This window comes from Actinobaculum sp. 352, assembly GCF_003957265.1.
Classification (GTDB): Bacteria; Actinomycetota; Actinomycetes; order Actinomycetales; family Actinomycetaceae; genus Asp313.
The window spans coordinates 44,764-68,278 of record NZ_RQSN01000007.1 but is presented as its reverse complement, the minus strand read 5'-3'; the positions used below and the strand labels follow the sequence as shown (position 1 = coordinate 68,278).

The window sequence follows — 23,515 nt, the reverse complement described above, 5'->3', positions numbered from 1 at the left end:
CTAGACGCTACCGCACCTGCGTCAGTGGCGTAGCCTAATTCATGATGGTAACCGACAAGCACTACCGCCTCGCGCGGTTGACAAGGAACGCGCCGGTCTTCGCGGCCGTGGTTGTCACTACTATTATTGTGCCGCAGATCATACTGCGCGCCGCGTCCACCGGAAGTGGGCGTACAGAGATCGTGGTGTCGGCGCTGGTGGGGGCGGCGGGACTGGCCGTCGCATTTCTTACGGATATCTGGATATATCGGCTTGCGCCGCGCCGTGCCATTCACCAACTTGCATCGGTGTATCTGGGCGGGGGAGCGGCTATCGTCGTCGCGTCGGCGCGATTCGTATGCCACACGCTGTTCGTCGTGTTAGGTGCTGGACTTGCCGTGTCGGGGGGTGGCGCACTGGTTGATTTCAGCGCTCAGCAGCGGCTTGTGCTTGTCGCCACCATTCTTGTGCTGGCCCTACCTGTGCTCTTTGGACGGACGGTGAACAAGAGTCTGCTCGTGGCGGGAGCCTTGGCAGGGGCAATAGCACTGGGGGTGACGCTCCTCGTGGGGATGGTCGTCGAGGCGACCGGAGGCATTGATGCCGCCCAGGCGATCGTTGCCCGACGCGACGCGCTCTCCACCGGTTACACCACCGGTCACCTCCATCCGTTGCTGGAGGCTTGTCTGGGAGCAACTTTCCCGGCATGCCTCCTCATCCTCACCTCGGAAAGGGTTTCCGAGCGACCGGAGGAACGGCGTGTCAATCCCCGCTCGCTGGGCTGGCTCTTCGCCGTGTTCACCGCCGGTCCGATTCTCGTCACCATGTACTTCGTCGTCGCTCTGCACATGCCGGGACGGCGTTTGGGCGTGCCCTCGCTCTCCATGGCGCTCGCGTTTCTCGGCACAACCGGGCAGCGTATCGTCGCGGTCTGTTACATCATTACGGGTGTGGTGGCAGTGCTGGGTGCCTACATGCAGCTTCCGCGGCTATTGCGGGAACTCGCCATCGACCACGTCCTGCCGCGTAAGCTAGCGGCGGCGGACGCGGTGTCGCCGCGCCTAGCGATTGTGGGCGCAGCCGCAGTGCTCGCCGCCGGCCTCTCCAGCTTCCTGACCACCACTCAAGCGGGGGCCATGGTGTTTATTTTTGCGGCACTGGTGATTGCCGCCATCGGTGCTTTGGCTATGTCGGCGCGCGGGGCGTCGATCCTCAAAGAGTCGATGGATCGGCAGACGCGAAATGCGGCTCGTGCCAGTCGGCTGGTGTTCTTCCTGCTCTTTCTGGTGTGTATGGCCGGAGTTGTGGCAATAGCAGTAGCGGATCTCAAATGGCTGGTAGCAGGGGTGGTGGCGCTGGCGGTGCCGGCGTCGATCCTGGTGTTCTTCCGCCGGGGACGTGTCCGAATCGTTGCCCGGCTGACCCCCACAGACATCACGGCCGGACGCTCATTGCCGACGCGCGTACACGGCGTGATCCTCATCGGTGCGCTAGATCGTGCGTCATTGCGCGCAGTTGCATTTGCGCGCGCGTTGCGGCCGACAACGCTAACCGCGTTGACGGTCGATTACGATCCGCAAGCCACCCGTGCCCTGCAGCGCGACTGGGCGGCCGCATCTCTGCCGGTGTCGCTGACCGTGCTCGGCCAGCCGCAGGGAGCTGCCGTCAGCCCGATCGTCGACTACATCCGCGCACAACGAGCGCTTCACCCAGCGGATATCGTCGTGGTATACATACCGCGGATTGTTTCAACCGGGCTGTGGCGGCGTTTCTTCCTCAGCCATTCCACGCCGCAGGTCATAAAGGATTTACGCCTCGAATGTGGCGTGGTAATCGCTGAGGTTCCGTTCCAGTTGGTAGAAGATGACGCAGATGGTGAGGAGTTGGAGTGACCACGGAGCATAAGCAGGTGGGCATGGGGGGCGAGTGGGCACGATCATCACGTTGGCCATCCGACGGGAACTGGGATGCTCCTACCGTGGATATCGAACTCACTGATGTGACGCATGGCGGGGTATGTGTGGGGCGCGATGATTCAGGCCGGGTGGTTTTTGCCCGTTTCGGGTTGCCGGGCGAACGGGTGCGAGTTGCTCTGACAGATGAGCGGGCTAGGCATGCCCGAGGCGATGTCATCGAAGTCTTGACGAACCCGTCTCCGCATCGGGTACCGCACCGCTGGCCGGTGGCCGGGCCTCTCGGCGTGGGAGGCGCCGATCTCGGGCATGTGACCTTCGGTTATCAAGAGACGTGGAAGACGCAGGTGCTTGCCTCGACCATTCGCCGAGTGGGCGGTGAGGCTCTACAAGCCCATCTGGCAGCAGCGGGAGTTGAACCATGCGTGCGTTCATTTGCGGAAGATCGCGCCACCGACGGCTGGCATACGCGTACCCGGGTGGATATGACGGTTGATAGCGCCGGTGCTCCGGCAATGTTCCGTGAGGGCACGCGGGAACTGATCGCGGTCGGCGAGGTCCCACTGGCCGTCGAGGAGATCGCGGAACTCGATCTCTTCTCGGGGGCATGGCGCGGCATGTGGATGCCTGGCCAGAGAATCCGGGCCGTCATTTCGGCGGGTTCGGATCCGGTGGTGGCCATTGGTGGGCAGGTGTTCTGGGCGCCCGGTTTCACTGCTTCGCCATTCGTACGCGAAGACGTGTTGGTGGACCGCGAGTTGTACTCCTACCGAGTGCGGGCAACAGGCTTTTGGCAGGCACATCGGCAGGCTGCTGCCGAGCTGATTCGCCTGGTGCTGGTGGGCGCTGCCGTGGAACCGGGGCAGGAGGTCTTGGAACTCTATGCGGGGGCGGGAATGCTGACGCAGCCACTGGCGGTGGCGACTGGGGCAACGGGCACGGTCGAAGCGGTGGAAGGCAACGCCCTCGCAGTTGAGGATGCACGCTCCAACTTGCGGGATATGCAGTGGGCGAAGGCGCGTACCGCCAAGGTCACCCCCGCGCTGGTCGAGCGTTTTACCGGCGACGTCGTGGTGGCCGATCCTCCTCGCAACGGTCTAGGCCTCGGCGTCGCCCAGGCGCTTGCCTCCTCCAAGGCGCGAAGGATCGTGCTGGTCTCTTGCGATCCGGCGTCAATGGCTCGTGATCTTGCTGCGATGGTTTCGGCCGGGCGGCAGGTGATCGGTATGGAAAGCGTGGACATGTTCCCCAACACTCACCATTTCGAAGTGGTGACGACGCTGCGGTAGCTGTGAGCATGCGGGTGAGTTACGGACAGCGGTCCTCGCACAGCCGTGCCGCAAGAGAACGGTGTCGCAGACGAGGCAATGTGGCGCAAACGGCACGTACCCGCCTCGCTCTCGGCACCCTGCCTGAGCAAGACCGTGGTATCTTGACGCCGAGATAGTTTCTGTTGTCAGGCGAACAGGAGAGCCATGAGCCTCGATACCTTCCATGCGCGCACCGCGCTTCAGGTGGGGGAGCGCAGCTACGACATCTACTCGCTCGGCGCCGTGCCGGGACTGGATAAGTTGCCGTACTCTTTAAAGGTTCTTGCAGAGAATCTGCTGCGCACCGAGGACGGAGCGAATGTCACGGCGGAGCAAATCCGTGCTCTGGCCACATGGGATCCGCAAGCGCAGCCTCATGATGAGATTCAGTTCACGCCTGCTCGTGTGGTGATGCAGGATTTCACGGGTGTGCCGTGCGTCGTCGATCTGGCCACCATGCGTGAAGCCGTTGCCGAACTGGGAGGTGATCCGGAACTCATCAACCCGCTGAATCCGGCAGAGATGGTGATCGACCACTCGGTGCAGATTGATGTGTTCGGCAGTAATGACGCGCTGGCGCGCAACATGGATCGCGAGTATGAGCGAAACGGCGAGCGTTATCAATTCCTGCGCTGGGGTCAGGGTGCCTTCCAGAACTTCAAGGTGGTTCCCCCGGGCACGGGAATTGTGCACCAGGTCAATATCGAGTACCTCACACGAACGGTGATGACGAAGGACGGCGTCGCCTATCCGGATACCTGCGTCGGTACCGATTCACACACGACGATGGTCGGTGGACTCGGTGTGCTCGGTTGGGGCGTGGGCGGCATCGAGGCGGAGGCCGCGATGCTCGGCCAGCCGGTTTCCATGCTGATTCCGCGTGTCGTTGGTTTCAAACTCACCGGTGAGATTGCTACTGGCGCCACAGCCACCGACGTCGTTCTTACCATCACGGAAATGTTGCGTGCGCACGGAGTGGTTGGCAAATTCGTCGAGTTCTACGGTGCTGGTGTTGCGCATGTGCCGCTGGCCAACCGGGCGACAATTGGCAACATGAGTCCGGAGTTCGGCTCGACGGCGGCGATCTTCCCCATCGACCAGGTCACTCTCGACTATCTGCGACTGACCGGGCGTTCCGAGGAGCAGATAGCCCTTGTGGAGTCCTACACCAAAGCGCAGGGACTTTGGCACGATCCGCAGCGGGAAGCCACCTATTCGGAGTACCTTGAGCTGGATCTTTCCACGGTTGTTCCCTCCATTGCCGGGCCAAAGCGCCCGCAGGACCGCATTCTGCTGTCGCAGGCGCGTGAGTCCTTCGCCTCCACATTGCCCGCATACGCCCCGGCGGGGCGCGATGCGGCTGCTCTGACACTCGAAGACGGAACGAAAACGCAGGTCAAGGACGGCGACGTCGTTATCGCCTCCATTACCTCATGCACAAACACCTCCAACCCATCGGTGATGCTTGCGGCGGGTCTTCTTGCTCGCAATGCAGTGCGGCGTGGCCTGACTTCGAAGCCGTGGGTGAAGACATCGATGGCACCGGGTTCGAAGGTTGTCACGGAGTACTACGAGAGGGCAGGCCTGTGGCCGGATCTCGAGGCGTTGGGCTTCAACCTGGTGGGATACGGTTGCGCCACATGTATCGGCAACTCTGGCCCACTGCCCCCGGCCGTATCTGAGGCAATTAACGAGAATGACCTGGCAGTGGTGTCCGTACTATCCGGCAACCGCAACTTCGAGGGACGCATCAACCCCGATGTGAAGATGAACTACCTGGCCTCGCCGCCACTGGTGATTGCCTATGCCCTGGCGGGCACGATGGATTTCGACTTCGAGAACGAGAAACTTGGCGAAGACGCAGATGGCGATATCTACCTGCGTGATATCTGGCCCAGCCAGGAAGAGGTCGACGCCGTCATCGCGGACTGCATCACGCGGGAGATGTTCCAGGCCAGTTACGCCGACGTGTTCCAAGGCGATCAGCGGTGGGCCAGCCTACCCACCCCGAGCGGTGATCTGTTTGACTGGGATGCTGATTCGACTTACGTACGCAAGGCTCCCTTCTTCGACGGGATGGGAGGCGATCCCGAACCGATTACCGATATCACCGGGGCGCGGGTACTCGCGAAACTGGGCGACTCTGTGACAACCGACCACATTTCACCGGCCGGTGCCATCAAGCCGGATTCTCCGGCGGGGCGTTACTTGGCCGAGCACGGTGTTGCCCGCCGCGACTTCAACTCCTACGGCTCGCGGCGAGGTAATCACGAAGTGATGGTTCGCGGTACCTTCGCCAACATCCGGCTACGCAACCAGCTATTGGACGGCTTGGAAGGCGGATATACCAAGAACCTGCTTACCGGGCAGACGGAGGCGATTTATGACGCCGCCCAGGCCTACCGGCAGGCGCAGATTCCGCTCGTTGTGCTGGGCGGAAAGGAGTACGGATCCGGCTCCTCGCGCGATTGGGCGGCGAAGGGCACCCGTTTGCTGGGAGTGCGTGCCGTTATCGCGGAGTCATTCGAGCGCATCCATCGTTCAAATCTGATCGGTATGGGCGTGTTACCACTGCAGTTCCCACCGGGGGAGAACGCTGATGCGCTGGGGCTGACCGGCGAAGAGGTGTTTTCTATCAGCGGCATGACAGTACTGAACCAGGGGGCAACTCCGTCCACCGTTCGTGTCACCGCCGAACGGCCCGATGGCAGTGACAGCGTGACCTTCGACGCCGTCGTGCGTATCGACACTCCCGGAGAGGCCGATTACTTCCGCAATGGCGGAATTCTCCAATACGTCCTGCGTAATCTGGCGCGGGGATAGCGGCGCCTGAGGCTCACGCTGACCTGCTGGCCACCGGCCGCGGCCTGTTTCAGGTTTGCGGCGGTGGCCGGTGTTGGTGGCGGCGTGCTCGCGGATTATTTGCGGTAACCGTGCATATGCGGTGCGGCTCGCGTTATGATGGGCGCGTAATCTGGTTATGCTGGCGTGTGAACGAGGCGTCCCGCCATGCTAGCTGGATGACCGATGCACCTCGCCGTGCGACGGTCGTAACTACACATGCCTGGCGGTTCCCCGCCAGGTACTCATCCGTGGCGTGGTGAAGGAATATGACTTATGGCCAAACGTACCGGGACCGCAGTCCTAGCAGCGCTTTCGATGCTACTAGCGGCATGTGCCTCAACGCCTGCGAGGGATCCAAGCACTTCTCCGGGCGACGACCGGCGCAGGGCAACGGCCTCTCCGTCCGTGGATACCGACGCCGTCAGCGCCGCTACCACCGATGCGACGCAACAGGTGGTTCTTCAACGGTTGGCAGAGAATCCCAATGCCAATGTGGTTCTCTCCCCGGTCGGCCTGCAAACCACGATGGCGATGGTAGCCCCGGGTGTGGAAGAGGGAAGCCCCGAAGCCGCGGAGCTGGAGGCATTTCTCGGCACACCCATCGCTGACACTACGGCCGGTTACCGCATGCTCATCGACAATCAGGAAGCTAAATCCGACGAGGACACGGAGGTCCGGATTGAAACGGCTTGGGGCGTCGTCGAGGGGAGTAGCGTCCCTATCGATATCGACGTCGTCGGCACTGCCGCGCAGACACTCGATAGCTACGTGGCCCAGGGTACTCCGGATGCGCTTCAGACGGCTCTGGATGCATGGGTTTCGGATGCCACAAAGGATCTCGTGCCAAAACTGCCGACTCAGATAGACCCGGAGGCTTCCCTCGTTCTCGTATCGGCACTGTACACGGAAGCAATCTGGTCCAACGATGCCGGGGAGGCAACAATCGCATTCACCCGTGCAGACGGCAGCACGGAAGACGCTGACGCCATTGTTTTGCAGGGACAGGCTTATGAAGGGGAAGAAGGCACAGTGGCCGCTCTGAGCCTGTCTGGAGATCTGGTGTTCCAGGTGTACATGCCGACGGACGGTTCACTGGGGGAGACGGAGTCGGTACCGTGGGAGCTTCTGGATCAGGACGCGGATCTATCTCGCACCGTCAAAGTGCCGGAGTTTTCACTTGACTCGACAGATTCCCTGGAAGAAGAACTCGATACGCTGGGCTTGGGATCGTTGACTTCCGGTGATGGCATAACAGGCTTCACGACAACCGGTGACCCGATCAAGCCCCAGATAATCGAACAGCGCACGGTTTTCGACCTGGACGATGAAGGAATCGAAGCAGCGTCCGTCACGCAGGTTCCACTGGAGGCTGGGGCGGCTCCGGGTGTGGCGACGACGGCGCAGCCGCCGGTCGTCTTCGATCACCCGTTTGTTTTCCGAGTGATCGATGAGAAGACCGGATGGGTACTTTATTACGGAGCCGTTGCGAACCCAGAGGATGACTGAGTGTGCAGCTTCTAAGGCCGCGCGTTTCGCGCAAGCTGTCCGAGAACGCCTCGGGCTGGGATGTGCGACGCCTTGGGCTGGCGGTATGCCGCGGGGAGACGGCACCTCTCACCGGTGGCATAAGCTGACCGGTACCCGTGCTGCGGTCATGTCTGACGCGCTAGCATAAGGAGCGGGAGGTACACAGGGTGACGATTCTATCCAAGGTGAATGGGCCACGCGATCTCAAGGTGCTGTCGCAACATCAGCTCACGACGCTTGCCGAGGAGATCCGAAGTTTTCTGGTGGAGAGTGTTTCGCGTACCGGAGGTCATCTCGGCCCGAATCTGGGCGTGGTCGAGCTGACAATCGCGTTGCATCGTGTGTTCGATTCGCCGCGTGACACGATCATATTCGACACTGGGCACCAGTCGTATGTGCACAAGATTCTCACTGGCCGCACGAACTTCGCCGCGTTGCGTCAGGCAGGGGGCCTATCCGGATATCCCTCACGAGCAGAGTCGGGGCACGATGTTGTTGAGAACTCACATGCCACGACGGCGCTGTCCTGGGCAGATGGTATTGCTCGTGGCTTGCAACTGCGTGGGATCGAGGACCGGAGGGTGGTCGCGGTTATCGGCGACGGTGCGATGACCGGTGGTATGGCATGGGAGGCGCTGAACAATATCGCTGAAGACCCGGAGCGTCCCGTGGTGATCGTCCTCAACGATAATGGCCGTTCATATGCTCCCACTATTGGCGGTATGGTCCGGCGCTTCGATCCGGTTCGACGACTCGATACCTTGCGTATCAATCGCAACTATGAGCAGCTGATGGATCGGACCAAGCGTGCGCTGCAGGATGCTGGTACCCCCGGCAAGATGGCATATGGCGCATTGCATTCTTTGAAGAAGGGCGTCAAGGATATCTTTATCGATGCCGGTGTATTCGATTCACTCGGTCTGAAATACATCGGTCCGGTTGACGGTCATGATATGCCTGAACTCGAAGAGGCTCTGACACTGGCGCGTGATTACGGCGGGCCAGTGGTTGTGCACGCGATTACCGAGAAGGGACGCGGTTACAAACCCGCCGAGGAAGACGAGGCGGATCGTTTCCACGCCATCGGTGCCATTCATCCAGAGACGGGGCTGCCGATTGTACCGGAGCGCTTCGGATGGACCAGCGTGTTCGCCCGAGAAATCAGGAAGCTGGCGCGGCAGAATGCCTCTTTGGTGGGCATTACCGCCGCAATGTTGCGTCCGGTGGGCCTAGGACTGTTTAAGGATGAGTTCCCCTCACGCGTCATTGATGTGGGAATCGCCGAACAACATGCGTTGACGATGGCGGCGGGTCTGGCTTTTTCGGGCTTCCACCCGGTTGTTGCGCTCTACGCCACTTTTCTCAACCGTGGTTTTGACCAGATGCTGATGGATGTCGCTCTGCATAAGGCGCCGATTACTATCTGCCTCGACCGGGCGGGGATTACCGGCAACGACGGCGCCTCGCACAATGGAATGTGGGATCTCTCTTTGGGGGCGATGATCCCGGGGCTGCGGGTTGCTGCTCCGCGTGACGGAGAACGCCTGCGAGAACTGCTCGGTGAGGCGACGCAGGTAGAAGGTCCGACGTTGTTGCGCTATCCGAAAGGGGAGGTGCCGGAAGAGATCCCTGCACTGCATCGGTTACCCCAGGTGGATATTATTCACGAGACGTTCCCGTCGGCTCCCGTGCGAGGGGTGCCCGATTCAGATGCGGTCGGAGGGCGTGGGGAAGGCGCCGGGGGGAAGTCGGATGGGAGACAGTCTCCCCGCATCGCCGTGGTTTCGGTTGGTGCGCTGGCACATGAGGCCATAGTAGGAGCACGGCAGTCGGGCTGCGTGGTTACGGTGTTTGATCCGCGTTGGGTCTTGCCGGTGAGTAAGGACCTCGCGGTATTGCTGGCGAGTTATGACGGTGTTGTTACCGTCGAAGATGGCGTAGTTGACGGCGGTGTCGGCAGTGAAATCGCGGTGGCCTTAGCCGGGCTAGAGGCGAATATCCCCGTGGAACACGTCGGCGTGAGCAGGGAGTTTATTCCCCACGCGCCACGATCTGCGATCTTGACGGAGCAGGGACTGACGCCTGAAGCCATCGCACGGGCGATCAGACGACTGGCTCACACCGGAGGAGAGGATGGTCGTTCCGGTTCCGAAGGCACGTCGCAGGCCACGGGTGCCTAAGAGCGGTACGCAGCGCTCACAATGCCGGGGGCGGCATTCTCCACCTGCCACGGACGGGCACCGAGAGCAGCCAGGAGAATCGGAATCTCATCGGGCGTATCCCAACCATCCCAAGCGAGTTGTTTCTGGTAAGCGGGCTTGAGCAGAATGTCCTGACGTATACCGAGATCGTCGGCGGTGGCCAGCACCGATGTACGCACGATCAACCATCGTGCCGCCGCCTCAGGATGGTTCTTTTCCCACTGCCGCACCGGCGGATGAGGAGCTGGATGTTCACGGAAACGGCGTAACGGCAACTCCTCGTCAGAAAGTGTCCACACCGGTGCGATTGCTTCCCAGTAACGTGCCGCGTCGCGCTGACGCGAGCGCTTGCGCAGAAGCGGAGAGTTGACAACGTCCGCGCGAGAACGCGGCTTTCGGCGGGCTAGTTCGGCGAGCACTTTGCCGGGAATCACCCGTTCGGGAGCAAGGTCTCGACGGCGTGCGAGCCGGTCACGCTCCTCCCACAGGGCGGCCAACATGCCAAGGGCGCGGCGATCCTTCACACCTTCTTGGCGTGCAGCACGACGCCAAGGCTGAGTGGCGGGCTGTTTCGGTTCGCGCAACCGAACCTCTTCGCATTCTTCATGTAGCCATTCCAAGCGCCCGGCCCGCCGCAGCATTTCGATAAGACGGTCGCGCAGTTCGAGTAGTAATTCCACGTCCAGTGCGGCATAGGCCAGAAGCTCGGGCGTCAGCGGACGTTCGGACCAGTCGGAGTTCGAGTGCTCCTTGGCGAGTCCGTAGCCGAGCACCTCGCCAACTTCCGCTTGCAGTGAGACACGTTCGAAGCCCAGCAGCAGTCCGGCGATTTCAGTGTCGAAAATTTCCGGCGGGAAAAGCCCCAACTCATGCAGGCAGGGTAGATCCTGGTCGGCCGCGTGCAGGATCCATTGGTCGGACGCCAACACGTCTGCCAACGGCCCGAGCCGATCCTCAATGCCGACCGGATCAATCAGAAAGGTTCCCGCCCCCTCACGGCGGATCTGGATCAGGTAGGCACGGTTCGAGTAACGTATGCCCATGGCTCGTTCGGTGTCCACGGAGAAGGGACCGTATCCGGACGCTAGACGCGCGACGGCGTCGTCAATGTCTGCACTTGTCACCGAGGGAATTCCCTCGCGCGGCACATCCAGCCGTGTGACATCAACGGATTCGATCATTAGTTTCCTCCAGGTGTGGCAACGATGCTACCTCCTCTGGTCCGAGGCCGCAGATAAGTGCGGTGAAGTCAGCCCAGGCCTCCAGGTGTTCGGATGCATCGGGGCTCACGGGTGACCATGATGCGCGTAGTTCGACTTCAGTCCGAGACGATGCTAGTTCCAGTCCACCGAAGGTCTCGTTGTAAATGCGGGTGACGGTGCCCGTCAAGTTGCGGTACGCGACGCCGTGATTTGTCAGTGCTTCTGTTAGCCAGGCCCAGGCGACTTCGCCGAGCAGGGGATCATCTCCAATTTCTGTATCCACAGGCGCACTGGCGTAGGTAACAACGCGGAAGGTCGCGCCCCAGGCGGGCTGCCCCTGCGGGTCGTGAAGAAGGACAAAACGAGCATTGCCTCGATATTGATCCGGATCCAGCTTCTGCGAGTCGTTGACTTCGGCTTGTAGGGCCACTGCCCACGGCGCAATTCGTTGCGGTGGAGGAATCTGCGTGACATGCAGTTCGGGCCGGAATGTGTGGCCCTTCAGGGAATCTAATGCCGTGAGGAAGTCGGCTGGTGCGTTGATCTGGGGCACGTCATAACCCTAGCTGGGGGAGAGCCGTGGGCCTCCGTGCCACGCCGTGTACCGACCGCAAGGATGCGAACATGCTATTCAGTGGCAGTGGATGTAGGTGCGACGGCTGAACCTGCCGAACAGTGGTGGGGACACGAGACGTGTCCCCACCCGTATATAGTCAGATGAATACTGCAGATAGGAGGCGTATGATGATGACAACACCCAGGAATCCAGCCACCAGGCTGGCTACTATCGCACAGGCGAGTCCGACCTTGGTAGGCCATGTTATCTCGGGTTTAGCGCGTAATTCATTGATGGTCAGTTGAAGGGCTGCTGCCTGGGGAATGACCAAGTAGAAAAAGGGAATGCTCAGGCACCCCACAATCAGTCCCGCCCAGTACACCTTCTTCTTTTCATTCTCCATGGAAGAAGCTCCTCATTTACTTGACGATATTGTGGCACTGTTCGCCACGGAACTTGCCACCCGCGTACAGTCGGGCGCACTGCACGCCGGGTTGAACATGGAAAGGCTTCCTGATTTGCCGCACTACTGTTACGAGCCGCGCACACTTATTGACTGTGTTTCCCGTATAGGTGCGGACGATCCTTCCACGGAGATCCCGGTTCTGGAAGTCAATCCTATAGTTGCATATGTTTGCCGATGCGACGAGCACGTATTGGGCCGCTTCTCGGCGGATGTATGTGGATCCACCTTGAATGTCGTGGGCAAGGGTTCCCGCGGGGATCTTCAACGATAGTCCCTTGAATGAGATGTTATACCCGCCTATTGCCTGGTGTCCCCATGCGGACGCTGCGATAGGTTGGGACTCGTCGGGCACGTAGTCGTACCGGGTGGGATCAACGCTCTGTGTGGTGCCGCCTTCGATAATCTCCCCGAGCTCGGGGTCAGTGACGGTGACGGGATTGTTGGGTGTGCCCGTCGTGGCTTGCGCAGTTGTGCCAACAAAGGCAAGTGACATCGCAAGGGTGGCCGATGCCAGCGATCTTCTTAGGGATAACATCTCTGTCCTCTCGTAGAAAAGATGAGCGACGGGTTGTCGCTTGGTAGTTACTGTAGCATCAATATACTTGGTAATGGCCGGTTGTTGCGGTCAGAAATGTTGGGTCAGCCAGACGAATTGGAAGTTGCGTGCAAAAGAAGGGACCTTCGTCTGCTTCTGGCAACTCGCACCCGCGCCGAGTGATCTCGGATCATTTTGGGTAGCTCGGTGCCTTAACCAGCGTGCTATCTCAGGAATTACCCCTGCTCCCAACGGAGGCGACTGGGGCAAGCGTCAGCACTGAAGACTGGGTTACAGGGCCGGCGGGGAAGAGACAGAGTCGCGAACAATGAGGGGGCAGGGCACGTAAATCGTGCCACTGTGGGTCTGTCCCGGCATGGCGCTTAGCTGGACGAGTAGTTCCCGCGCGGCCAAGGCGCCGATTTTCGCATGTGGAAGTCGCACCGTTGTCAGCGGAGGGAAGCTCTCATTGGCAACGTGTTCCTGGTCGTCATAGCCGATGACCGAGAGGTCTTCCGGCACGGACAGACCGAGGCTACGTGCTGCTCTCAGTACGCCCAGCGCCATCAGATCACTGAAGGCAAATATCGCTGTCGGGCGATTCGGGCCGACAAGGGCTTTGTAAGCGGCCTCCTCTGCTGCTTGCGAGCGGCTGCGGTCGCTGCGTTCCCGGGTTTCGACAACCGTCGCCTGAATGCCGTTGGCTTTTGTGACAGTACGAAACCCGTCCACGCGTAGATCCCGCGCGAGGCCGTCAGTCGCCTTCTCCGTGATGTGCAGGATATTGCGGTGTCCCGCCCGGACGAGAAGCTCGGTTGCGTCCACTGCGCCCTGTCTGTCATCCGGCGCGAAACTGGTGTAGGCGGGATCGGCGAGGACGCCGTTGAAGCACACCATGGGAACTATGGGTTTAATGTCTCCTAAATCAATGGGACGGTGGTACATCGCGCCTACGAGTAGGCCATCGATCTGGTGAGCTACGAGAGTTTCGTATGCGCGGATGCGCTGATCCGGTTTGTCTTCGGTACCGAGTGTTATCAGCAGATAGCCGCTATCCCAGGCCACGTCCTGTGCGCCGTGAAGAAGCTGATGCGCAAATGGCGTGGTCAAAATCGTGTCCGTGAGTGCAGCGAGCATGTTGGATCTGCTGGTCCGCAGGCTCTGGGCGGTGGCGTTAGGGGTATAACCCAGATCACGTGCGGCTTGCTGGACGCGTGCAACGGTGTCCTTGGCAATGCGCGAGTCCGTGTTATTGAGGACTCTCGATACAGTCCCAATTGAAACGCCGGACTTCTCGGCAACATCCTTCAGCCGCACACGTCCCATTGTTTCCGTTTCTCCTTTACAGCGACGACCTACCCATTATCTCCTCTGTACGACAGACGATGCCCGGGGACCACGCTGAGTGGGGCGGGTGTGATCCGTTTCTGCTCGTGCGGGGCCCGGTGCCCGCGTCGAGACATTTGCTGTGTTGATTCTCAGAGTATCCCGTGCGCTAGTGAGTTCGTGCTTGTATCCATGTGGAGTGAGAACTGCACAGTCATATCCCGTTGCCACGCGCGCGGCATATTCGGGTATGTTGTGGAAAGTATGTTAGAACCCTTTTTTGACACGCAGTGGTGCGGTCCGGACGACCCAGCAGAGGACGCCCGTGCGGACCACACCACTGCCTCCGAGCACCGACTGTCGCTAGGTACACAGGGGGCGGTCGACCACGGATACCGGTCGGCCGCCCCCCGATTTATGCCTCAACCCGGTCGGCGTCCGCTTCCAAGAGGATATCGACGGGATCGAGGATTTCTCCACGAAACGCCCCCGCCTCGTGATCAGCGAAGCCGAGCAAGCGTGCAATACCGTCGATATCCTCGATCACCCGCGCCGCATAGAGGCTGGGATGGTCCACTCTTCGCGCCCCATCAATATCCCACGGCCCTAGCAGTGACTCGCCGCGAGCGATCCACATGCCGCCCCGTTGCCCCAGCGGATGACGTGCCGTATTGAACTCCCGTGGCAAGCAGCAGAAAACGAGGACGGGTTCGCCGTCGAGCAGAATGGACTGGGTGACTTCCATCTGCCCGAATTTCGACGGTGTACTAAGCGGCTCGCGTACCTCCCAATTCTCCAGATCAGTGCTGAAGGCGTGGCCGACGACGCCGCGGCCGAAGAGTTCACCGTGGTTAGCGCGGGCCGTGATCAACATATGCCAGCCATTTCCTGCGGGGTCCTCGAACACCCAGGGATCGCGCCATGCCTCGTCGTGCCAGCCGGTTCCCGGCGTGTACTTCTCATACCATCTGCGATCAGCTTCCACCAGGGGCGAGTTGCCAAAGCGTTCCCAGTGAATGAGGTCTGTGGAGTCCGCTCGCCCTATCCGCTGGACGCGGCAGTTCTCCGAGTAAGTGCTACCGGTATAGAACAGGTGGTACATACCGGAAGGGCCACGTACGATCGACCCCGTCCACGTAGTCGCATCATCCCAGGAATTGCGCGGTGCCGGCGCAAGTGCGTCCGGCAACACCCTCCATCGGCGCCAATCGGTGCTGATGGCATGCCCAATGGAGGGATGCATGTGCCGGGCTTCCGGATCGCCCAAGGAGCGACTCGCTTGTAGGTAGAACAGGTGACGGGCCCCGTCGTCGTCGATAACGGGCCAGGAATCCCACACCCATTTGTCACGCAGATGAAGACTCATCCCTTAACTCCCGAAGAAGCGATTGATGAAATGAACTGTTTCTGGAAGATCACGAACACGATGATCACCGGCACGGTAATCAGGCTCGTGTACGCCATGATCTGACCCCACGGTGTACCCTCGGCTGTTCCGGAGGCGAAGAAGTAGCGCATCCCCACCTGTACAGGGCGCATTTCCTCCTTCTGCACAACCAGCAGTGGCCAAAGGTACGAATTCCACTGTGGGAGGAACGTCAGAATCGCCGCTGTGGCAAAGGTGGGTTTGATCAGCGGCGACACCACCGAGCGGTAGACGCGGAACCAGCTGGCGCCGTCGAGCCTCGCGGCCTCGTCAATCTCCCGTGGCACAGACTTGTATGCCTGCGTAAACAAGAAGATTGAGAACGCGCTGGCAATGAACGGAATGATCAGGACCTCGTAGCTGTTCGACCATCCCTGTTCAATGGCGAATCCGTCCGAGTAGAGCACTATACGCGGCAGTCTGTTCACCCAGTACACCATTGGGATGGCGTAGGTCTCGAAGGGAACGATCAGCGTGGCGATAATCGCCGACAGCAAGACCGTGCGTCCACGGAAACGAAGCCGGGCCAGTGCGAATCCTGCCATTGAATTGACCAGCAGGCCGAGAACCACGACGAGCGTGGTGATGATGATCGAGTTCAACATGAAGCGCCCCGCCGGGACGCGGTTGAACATGGCGGTGAAATTATCGAGGGACAGGTCGCCTACCGGTAGGAAGGCCTTCCAGGAGGTCAGATCGGAGAGGATCTGGTCTCGTGGCTTCAGCGACGAGGAAAGCATGAAGAGCAACGGCAACATGAACGAGAGCGCCAGCAGTGCCAGCGGAATATACGTCCACCATTTGCCTCTCTTGACCTCGGACCTGCTCTGCTCGATAACCGATGCAGGTAATGGCTGCGGCGGTGCAATTGTCGTTGACATGTCAGTCCTCTTCTCTGGTCAGGAACCGCTGCAGCAAGGTGACCGCCAGTACGATGACGAAGAAGATCAGCGAGAGCGCCGATCCATATCCGACATCGCCGCGCGAGCTACCCATTTGAATGATGTGGTACACGAGGGTGGTTGTCGCGTTTGACGGGCCGCCGTTGGTCATCACATCAATCTGTGTGAATAGCGAGAATGCTGAGATCGTGATGGTAATGAAAATGAAAACAAAGGTGGGGCGCAGTCCCGGCATTGTGACGTTGCGGAATTGCTGCCATCTGCCGGCGCCGTCGAGGGAGGCCGCTTCGTACAGATCGTGATTGATGGACTGGAGTCCGGACAGCCACAGGATCATTTGAAAGCCGACGCCCTGCCAGACCGACATGACAATGACGGCCGGCAGGGCCGTGTGCGTCTCATTGAGCCAGTCAACGTTCAAGCCCGTTATCGCGTTTATGAGGCCGTCTTTCTGGTACATGAACTTCCACAGCATGGACACGACCACCATGGAAGTGACCACCGGCATGAAGAAGACGACCCGGAAGGTGGTGATGCCCCTGATCTTCTGGTTGACAAGCAGGGCAAGAACAAGTCCGAGCCCGCCCTGCAGGGGGACGACGACGAGTACGAATATTGCGATATTGCGCAGTGCGTCCCAGAATGTCGGGTCCTTCGTGAGCGCGCGAACGAAATTGGTCAATCCAGTGAATCCCGGGTTCTCCATCGAACCCATTCGCGCATTGGTGAAGCCAAGCGCGAATGACAGTAGAACCGGGATGACGAGGAAGACGACGATCAATAGGACGGCCGGGGCTGTGAAACCGATACCGGCACGACGCTCGTTGTTATGTAAGCGGGAACGCCGCATGGGTAGCGGCGCCGCTTCCTCGGGAGCGGCGGGTGCCGCCTGTGTGGTTGACATTGTTTCTCCTACCACGTGAGATTCGGGGGCAGAAACTCATCCCGCCCCCGAATGCTCCTAGTTGTTGTAGCCGGCCGATTCAATATCGGCGTCGATCTCGACAACCATCTGGTCTTCGGTGGACTTGACGTCGGAACCGTTCATAATGTCCTGCAGTCCCTTTTCGAAGACCGAGCTGATCACGGGGTAGCCAGGCGTGACCGGTCGAACTTCGCCGTACTTGTCAGAGACTTCTTGAGCAATCTGGAGCGGTTTGCCCTCACCGTAGTAGCCCTTCGTTGTGAGTTCGGCTGCGCTCTCCGTTGCCGGGATAAGGGAGGTAACGTCGGAGAACTGGGCGATGTACTCATCCTTCATCGCGAACTTCAGGTAGGCGAGGCCGCCCTCCTTCTGTTCTGCCGTGCATGCCTGGCTCAGGCCGGTCTGCCAGGAGCCCACGCCGGCCTTCGAGCCGTTGCCGAAGTCGGGCAGGGGAGCAACGACAAGATCGTCACCGTATGCCTCGTAGCCCTCGGCGTACTCCCAGATGCCGTCATAGTGCATGGCGACTTTGCCGTCCTTGAATTCGGTCCGGTCCTGTGCGCCCGACTTGGACGCGTATCCCTGGGCGAATTGATCTTGGAACCAGGCGCCGAATTTCTGCGCCTCGGGTCCATTCAGAACACCGTCGGCGGTGCTGTAGTCGCTACGGTCAACCAGATCGCCGCCGAAGCTCTGCAGAAGCGGCGAGTAGGCGTAGGGCCACCACTCGCCGGAAGAACCGGTGCCCCAGTCGATGACGTAGTCGAATTCGCCGGAGGCTTGGATCTTCTTTTCGGCGTCGGCGAATTCATCTGCGGTCCATGGCTCATCGACGGTGGGAACCCGAATATCGTTCGCCTCGAGAACGGAGGCGCGTGTGAAGAGGACCGTATTGACGTCCCAGAACCCGATGGAATAGATCTCACCGTCATATGTGCCGACGGTCGAGGGGAGGAAGTCAGCGGTGTCCTCCTCCGTTAGACCACTCGGAACAAGCCAGCCGTTGTTAGCCCAATTGGGCATGACGGGCGCATCCACGTCCATGATGCAGGGCAAGTCGCCGGAGGCTGCGGCTCCCTGAACGGAATCGTTGTAGGCATCCTGGGGGAAGTCCTGGCGGACCACCTTGTAGTCGTCCTGTGACGCGTTGAAGTCGTCAATGATCTGAGTGACGACTTCCATTTCGCCCTCGTTACCCGCCGAATGGGTCCACAGGGTGATTTCAAGCGGGCCATCGCCGCTGGAGTGGCTGCCCTGCGAACTGCACCCAACGAGTGCGAGCGCGGGGACAAGCGCGAGGGAAGCAAGTGCTACCGGTTTCTTATGGAACATCTTCGTCCTTCCTACCGTGCTGACGGAAGATCGTGTGTGGTTGCGAACACCTTTGTGCCGCTGTCACTTAGCGTAGCGCATGCAAACGTTTGCGCCAAACGTTTGTGCAAAAGTGCTTGAAATCACAAAAGGTGGGTGTGTTCGGGCCGGGCTGGTTGAAGCGATGCCGACTGCGCCTGTGAATCGTTGGGAATCAGCCAGGAATTCGGCACTGCGCCTCGCGCGCACGGCAACTGGAAGACGGACACGCTGGAACACGCACTCGCCGAGAGAGCATCCTCGTGCGTACAGCAACTAGAGCCCGAGCCAACAAGTGATGCCCGAGCCAACAAGTGATAAGGAGAAGAAAGCGGGGTGTCTTCGCGGGCGCAGCAACCGGGTGCAGAAGTCAGAGGGCGTCGGGTATCATCACGACGACGCCCGGTTGCACGAAGTCGATACGGTCAGCCTCCATCACTGGCGATCCCCATTCCAGAAGAGGCACCAAATCGGCGCGCGGCACGGTAACTGTGGCATTGCCATCGCAGGAGAACGCCACGTAACAGGCGCCGCGCCGCAAATAGCCATTGCGGCCCAGGCGCACGAGTTCCGTCTGCGCCCGGTCGCTGCTGGCTAGATCCGGCAGCTTCTTGCGTAGGGAAAGTAGAGAGCGGATAAATTGCCAGTAGGCAGCGTGCTCCGGTTTCTCACGTTCACTCCAGTCGAGCTTTGAGGCAGTGAAAGTCGCTATGTCTTGCGGGGAGGGAACGGTGACTTCTTGCTCGCCATATACGGCGAGCCAGTCCCAATTGGCAAACTCGGCCTGGCGGCCCGCATCCACGGCGCGGCCGAGCTCCTCGTCGTAGTCCGTGAAAAACTGGAAGGGTGTTGTAGCGCCCCATTCCTGACCCATGAAAAGCATGGGAGTGAATGGCGATGCGAGGGCCAGCGAATTGGCCACCGCTTGTTGGCCAAAGGTGAGATGCGCCGAAGGACGATCACCAATCGCGCGATTGCCGACCTGGTCATGATCCTCGGTGCAAATGACGAATCGGTGGCTGTCGATACTATCGGGGACCGGCCTTCCCCAAACCTTACGGCGGAAAGTGGAGTAGATGCCATCGTGGACGAAGGCATGGCGAAAGGCCTTTTCCAATGCGCCCGGAAGTGTGAAGTCACCGTAATAGGCGAAGGACTCGCCGGTCAGATAGGCGTGAATCGCGTGGTGAACGTCGTCGTTCCATTGCGCATCCATCCCACAGCCGCCTGCCGCCGTAGGGGTGATCATTATCGGATCGTTGATATCCGATTCCGCGATCAGGCTGATTTTACGGCCCGATTCTGCGGCAAAGGCGGCAACATTATCGGAGATTTCCGCCAGGATATGACGCGGAGAATCATCAAGGATAAAGGCAACGGCATCCAGGCGTAGCGCATCGATATGGTAATCGCGCACCCATTGCAGCGCATTGTCGACGAAGAATTGCCGAACCTCGGCGGCATCGGGGCCGTCGACGTTAACTCCCTGGCCCCACGGCGTGGTGTGGTGATCCGTGAAGTACGGGCCGAAGAAGTTGACGTAATTGCCATCTGGGCCCATGTGGTTATAGACGACGTCCAGGCATACACCGATACCGAGCGCATGCGCGGCGTCCACGAAGGCCGCCAAGCCCTCCGGTCCACCATAGTTCTCATTCACCGCGAAAATAGAGACCCCGTCATATCCCCAGTTGCGGGTTCCGGGCACCGGAGCAATCGGCATAAGCTCCACCATGTCGATCCCGAGTTCCCTCAGGTAAGGGAGCTTATCGGCCGCCGCGGCGAAGGTGCCTTCCGGCGTAAACGTGCCGACGTGCAGCTCATAGATTGCAGCGCCGAGCGTGTCGATACCCCGCCATGATCCATCTGTGAAAGCGAAGGAGGATACGTCGACGATTTCGGAAGGACCGTGCACGCCCAGCGGCTGCCGTTGTGAACGTGGATCCGGGAATGGTTGATTGTCATCAACGGCGAGTAGATACCGCGTGCCTGGCGGGAGGGGAGCGCGGCTCTCCCACCAGCCGTTATTAAATGGGAGTAACGGCTCGTTCCCTAGTTCGGCGGCCTGCGGCGAGTTATCGAACAGGTGCAGCGTGACTCTCTGCGCGCCGGGCGCCCACACGCGCAAGTTGTCATGCGCATCGGGCCGACCCCCGACGGCGGCATGGCGGGTATCAGGCATTTGGTAACTCCTTGCTGTCACGGGCGAGAACGGCTACTGGTAGGTATTCCAGAAGCGAGGAGATCTCAATCGGTCCGCCACTAAACTCGTGACCGGTCAACACGTCTTGCCAATGTCCTTCTGGTAAGACGACGGTGTGTCGGCCGAAACCGCCGGAGTCGGCAAGGGCACGCGGCAGACGCTGCGCTACTGTAACTACGGAAGGGACGCCGTCGAAAGTGCGTGTAAAGGCCACGGCATGGCTTGTTGTGACGGGCAGGGGCGCGAAGCCGGAGCGCGTCGAGACGAAGCTGAGAGGCCGCTCGCGCCGCAGGCGGAGAATCCGCGATGTGATCCACAGCTTCTCTTGGTCCAGGCTGGCATCCCCGGGTAAGGAACCACGGTTGTCCAGCGCGGTCAGCATAGTGGCGATCCTGTCGAAATCCACGGGACGTCTATTGTCGGGGTCTACCAGGGAGTTTTGGATGACTTCTTCTCCCTGATAGCTGTCCGCCACACCGAGTAGGGTCAACGCTATCGTTTTCTGCGCCAGCGTTACGGCGCGGCGTGAACGCGCCGTGCGCTCGTGCCAGGCGGTGAGGTCACTCAGGCTCTCCGGGTCGCCGAGTACGGAACGCGCATACCCGAATAGTGCCGATTCAGCCGCTTCGTCGGGCGACGTCCAGTTTGTCCAGGACTTCTGCTCGCGGGCTGCCTTGCGCAAATAGTTGAGAAGACGATCCAACTCAATCGGGCCACGGTCGGTCCACGTTCCCGTAATCGTCTGCCACATGAGGTTCTCAATCTGGCCGTCAAGCTCGGCTGGGCGCGCTGCAGCATGCCGGGCGCGCAGGTCGGTCAGTAGTGAACGCCACTCTTGCGCCCATTCGCTGAGAACGGAGATGGCGGCGCGCGTGTCTTCGCCTCGCTTCGTATCGTGCGTAGTCAGGCAGGTCATCGTAGAGGGCCACTGCGCTCCGGTTCGACCCGTCCAGGCGACGACGTCGTCAGGGGTCAACGAGGCGCGCATGGGGTCGCCACCGACTTCGGTAGCGCTGGTGAGAGCTGTATAGCGGTAAAAGGCGGTGTCTTCCACACCCTTGGCCATAACGGCGCCACACACCTGCTGGAACCGGATAATCGCTTCCGCACGGGCTTCTTCGTAGGTGCGGCCGGCCGATCCGACTTCACGTCCGAGAAGGATGTCCACAACGACTTCCAACGATTCACAGCGGTCAGGGCTGAGGAACTTCGTCGCCCGATCCGCCGCCTCGCGGATCGCATTCTCCGCGCTGGCGGAGGGCTTCTCGCGAGGTACGACATAGGCGCGGTAGCGGTCCATCGAAATGATGAGCGCGCCGAGAGCATCGTGGATGGAACGCCCCGTGTGATCGCGCAGTCGCACATCCGCATGGCAGATCTGCGCCAACACGGAGGTGAGACGTTCCATTTCCGCATGTAGCGAGGTGGATAAAATCTGTGCCTTGGCCCCTGCCTCCAGCGTCGGGTAGGAATCGGTAGCTTCGGACAGTTCAACATACAAGGCGGTGAGTCGATTGACACCGACCGGATCGGTAAGTAAGGAGCCGATTCGCCACGCTGCGTCATACCCCGTTGTGCCGCAACAGCGCCAATCTGCTGGGAGTTCTTCGTCGCCCTCCGTGATCTTCTCCGCAACTACCCATGCGCCGCCAGTGGCCTCATAGAGCCGAGCAAGGTATTCACGCGGATCGGAGAGTCCGTCCGGATGGTCGATCCGGAACGCATCGATATATCCGGTGTCGAATAGCTCCAGCAGCAACGCATGCGAACTGTTGAACACGTCAGCGTCTTCGGTGCGAATAGCGGCCAGGGTATCTACGTCGAAGAAACGGCGGTAGTTGAGTTCTTCCTCTGCGACACGCCAGTATGCGAGCCGGTAGTACTGCCGCTCCAACAGATCGGCGAGCGGGAGTGACTCGGTTTGTGCACGTACCGGGAAGACGTGTTCGAAGTATCGCACAACGGGCTGTTCTCCCAGGTCTTCGAATCCGGGCACGACCATAGTTTCCACCGTGATCTGCCCCTTGGCGAGGACTGTTCCTATGCGGTCACCCAACACGGGCATCATCAGTCCATCGGCGGCCTCGTCCAGATCGATATCAAACCAATTGGCGTAGGGAGAATCGGCTCCGTCACGCAGCACCGACCATAGAGCCCGGTTGAGATACAACGGTGTGGGCACCGCCATATGGTTGGGAACAATATCGACGACGACGCCCATGCCCGAGGCATGCGCCGCATCCGCAAGCCGTTGAAATGCCTCACGGCCTCCAATGGCATGCGACACCTTCGTATGGTCGACGACGTCGTAGCCGTGGGTGGACCCCGGAGCCGCCTGCAGGATGGGGGAGCAGTAGACATCGGTGATACCGAGGGTCTTCAGGTAGGGCAGGATCGCCACTGCCTGATCACAGGTGAACTGCGGGCCCAATTGCAAGCGGTACGTGGATACAGGTTGCCTGCGATCCGGTGCCGGCACGTGGGTGTGCCGTGCTGTACTACGACGCGAGTCGACATCACTCATATTCTCGAGACTACAACATTGTCTGCACGGTCCGGGGAAGTGCCCGCATCTTCCTACTGTTGTGGGGAGGGATGCCTGGGAGCACAGTTCCCGGAAGGAACTGTGCTGACGCTGAGCATTATTCGGGGTCAGACGTGCCCGTGCAGTTCGGGCATGGCATGCCTTGTTTCGGCTACCCATGCCGAGGCGAGGGGCGAGGCTATTGCCCGGCGAGCCGGGCCCGGACTGACCAGTGAGCGGGGACCGTATGCCCACTGGATGTCAACCCCGAAACCCAACACTCCACCCACAAAGTGCCGGGACCGCATGATGGGCGCGGGCACGGT

16 protein-coding genes are annotated in these 23,515 nt (G+C 60.3%); 5 read left to right on the top strand and 11 right to left on the bottom strand.

The window, feature by feature from the left end; genetic code table 11:
- Positions 1–41 precede the first annotated feature (41 nt).
- The 5 genes from EKN07_RS08390 to dxs all read left to right on the top strand — a co-directional run bounded on the left by EKN07_RS08390 (position 42) and on the right by dxs (position 9,753).
- Positions 42–1,871 (top strand): APC family permease, encoded by a 1,830-nt coding sequence (locus tag EKN07_RS08390; protein WP_126146153.1) that lies wholly within the window; start codon positions 42–44, stop codon positions 1,869–1,871.
- On the top strand, positions 1,868–3,181 hold the full coding sequence (locus EKN07_RS08385) for a TRAM domain-containing protein (protein ID WP_240611196.1): 1,314 nt from the start codon (positions 1,868–1,870) through the stop codon (positions 3,179–3,181). Before EKN07_RS08390 ends, EKN07_RS08385 begins: the two co-directional genes overlap by 4 nt.
- Positions 3,182–3,367: 186 nt before the next feature.
- Positions 3,368–6,025, top strand: coding sequence for an aconitate hydratase AcnA (gene acnA / locus EKN07_RS08380; RefSeq protein WP_108715730.1), 2,658 nt, complete (start codon positions 3,368–3,370; stop codon positions 6,023–6,025).
- Between the two features lie 294 nt (positions 6,026–6,319).
- Positions 6,320–7,552 carry a serpin family protein gene (locus EKN07_RS08375; protein ID WP_108715729.1) on the top strand — a complete coding sequence of 411 codons (1,233 nt, stop codon included), beginning with the start codon at positions 6,320–6,322 and terminating at the stop codon, positions 7,550–7,552.
- 188 nt (positions 7,553–7,740) lie between these two features.
- Positions 7,741–9,753: a 1-deoxy-D-xylulose-5-phosphate synthase gene (dxs, locus tag EKN07_RS08370; RefSeq protein WP_126146152.1), complete on the top strand. Its 2,013-nt coding sequence runs from the start codon at positions 7,741–7,743 to the stop codon at positions 9,751–9,753.
- On the opposite strand, the gene EKN07_RS08365 is transcribed toward dxs, so the two are convergent.
- The 11 genes from EKN07_RS08365 to treY all read right to left on the bottom strand — a co-directional run bounded on the left by EKN07_RS08365 (position 9,750) and on the right by treY (position 23,189).
- The gene (locus tag EKN07_RS08365; protein ID WP_108715726.1) at positions 9,750–10,955 is read right to left on the bottom strand and encodes an HRDC domain-containing protein; all 1,206 of its coding nucleotides are present in this window, start codon (positions 10,953–10,955) and stop codon (positions 9,750–9,752) included. The two genes, dxs and EKN07_RS08365, sit on opposite strands and share 4 nt — an antisense overlap.
- The gene (locus EKN07_RS08360) at positions 10,939–11,529 is read right to left on the bottom strand and encodes a DUF3000 domain-containing protein (protein ID WP_108715725.1); all 591 of its coding nucleotides are present in this window, start codon (positions 11,527–11,529) and stop codon (positions 10,939–10,941) included. Before EKN07_RS08360 ends, EKN07_RS08365 begins: the two co-directional genes overlap by 17 nt.
- Before the next feature lie 160 nt (positions 11,530–11,689).
- Positions 11,690–11,935 (bottom strand): hypothetical protein, encoded by a 246-nt coding sequence (locus tag EKN07_RS08355; RefSeq protein ID WP_108715724.1) that lies wholly within the window; start codon positions 11,933–11,935, stop codon positions 11,690–11,692.
- A gap of 16 nt (positions 11,936–11,951) precedes the next feature.
- Positions 11,952–12,533, bottom strand: a complete 582-nt coding sequence (locus EKN07_RS08350; RefSeq protein ID WP_126146151.1) for a hypothetical protein — start codon at positions 12,531–12,533, stop codon at positions 11,952–11,954.
- 291 nt (positions 12,534–12,824) lie between these two features.
- Positions 12,825–13,859, bottom strand: coding sequence for a LacI family DNA-binding transcriptional regulator (locus EKN07_RS08345; RefSeq protein WP_108715722.1), 1,035 nt, complete (start codon positions 13,857–13,859; stop codon positions 12,825–12,827).
- Between the two features lie 415 nt (positions 13,860–14,274).
- Positions 14,275–15,225, bottom strand: coding sequence for a glycoside hydrolase family 68 protein (locus tag EKN07_RS08340; protein WP_126146150.1), 951 nt, complete (start codon positions 15,223–15,225; stop codon positions 14,275–14,277).
- Positions 15,222–16,166 carry a carbohydrate ABC transporter permease gene (locus EKN07_RS08335; RefSeq protein WP_108715720.1) on the bottom strand — a complete coding sequence of 315 codons (945 nt, stop codon included), beginning with the start codon at positions 16,164–16,166 and terminating at the stop codon, positions 15,222–15,224. The genes EKN07_RS08340 and EKN07_RS08335 overlap by 4 nt, the downstream gene beginning before the upstream one ends.
- A gap of 1 nt (position 16,167) precedes the next feature.
- Entirely contained in the window at positions 16,168–17,091 is a 924-nt protein-coding gene (locus EKN07_RS08330; RefSeq protein WP_108715719.1) for a sugar ABC transporter permease, read from the bottom strand.
- A gap of 57 nt (positions 17,092–17,148) precedes the next feature.
- Positions 17,149–18,444, bottom strand: a complete 1,296-nt coding sequence (locus EKN07_RS08325; RefSeq protein WP_108715718.1) for an extracellular solute-binding protein — start codon at positions 18,442–18,444, stop codon at positions 17,149–17,151.
- A 388-nt stretch (positions 18,445–18,832) separates the two neighbouring features.
- Complete coding sequence (gene treZ, locus EKN07_RS08320) at positions 18,833–20,644, bottom strand: malto-oligosyltrehalose trehalohydrolase (RefSeq protein WP_108715717.1); 1,812 nt, start codon at positions 20,642–20,644, stop codon at positions 18,833–18,835.
- Positions 20,637–23,189, bottom strand: coding sequence for a malto-oligosyltrehalose synthase (gene treY / locus EKN07_RS08315; RefSeq protein ID WP_126146149.1), 2,553 nt, complete (start codon positions 23,187–23,189; stop codon positions 20,637–20,639). Before treY ends, treZ begins: the two co-directional genes overlap by 8 nt.
- Positions 23,190–23,515: the final 326 nt, after the last annotated feature.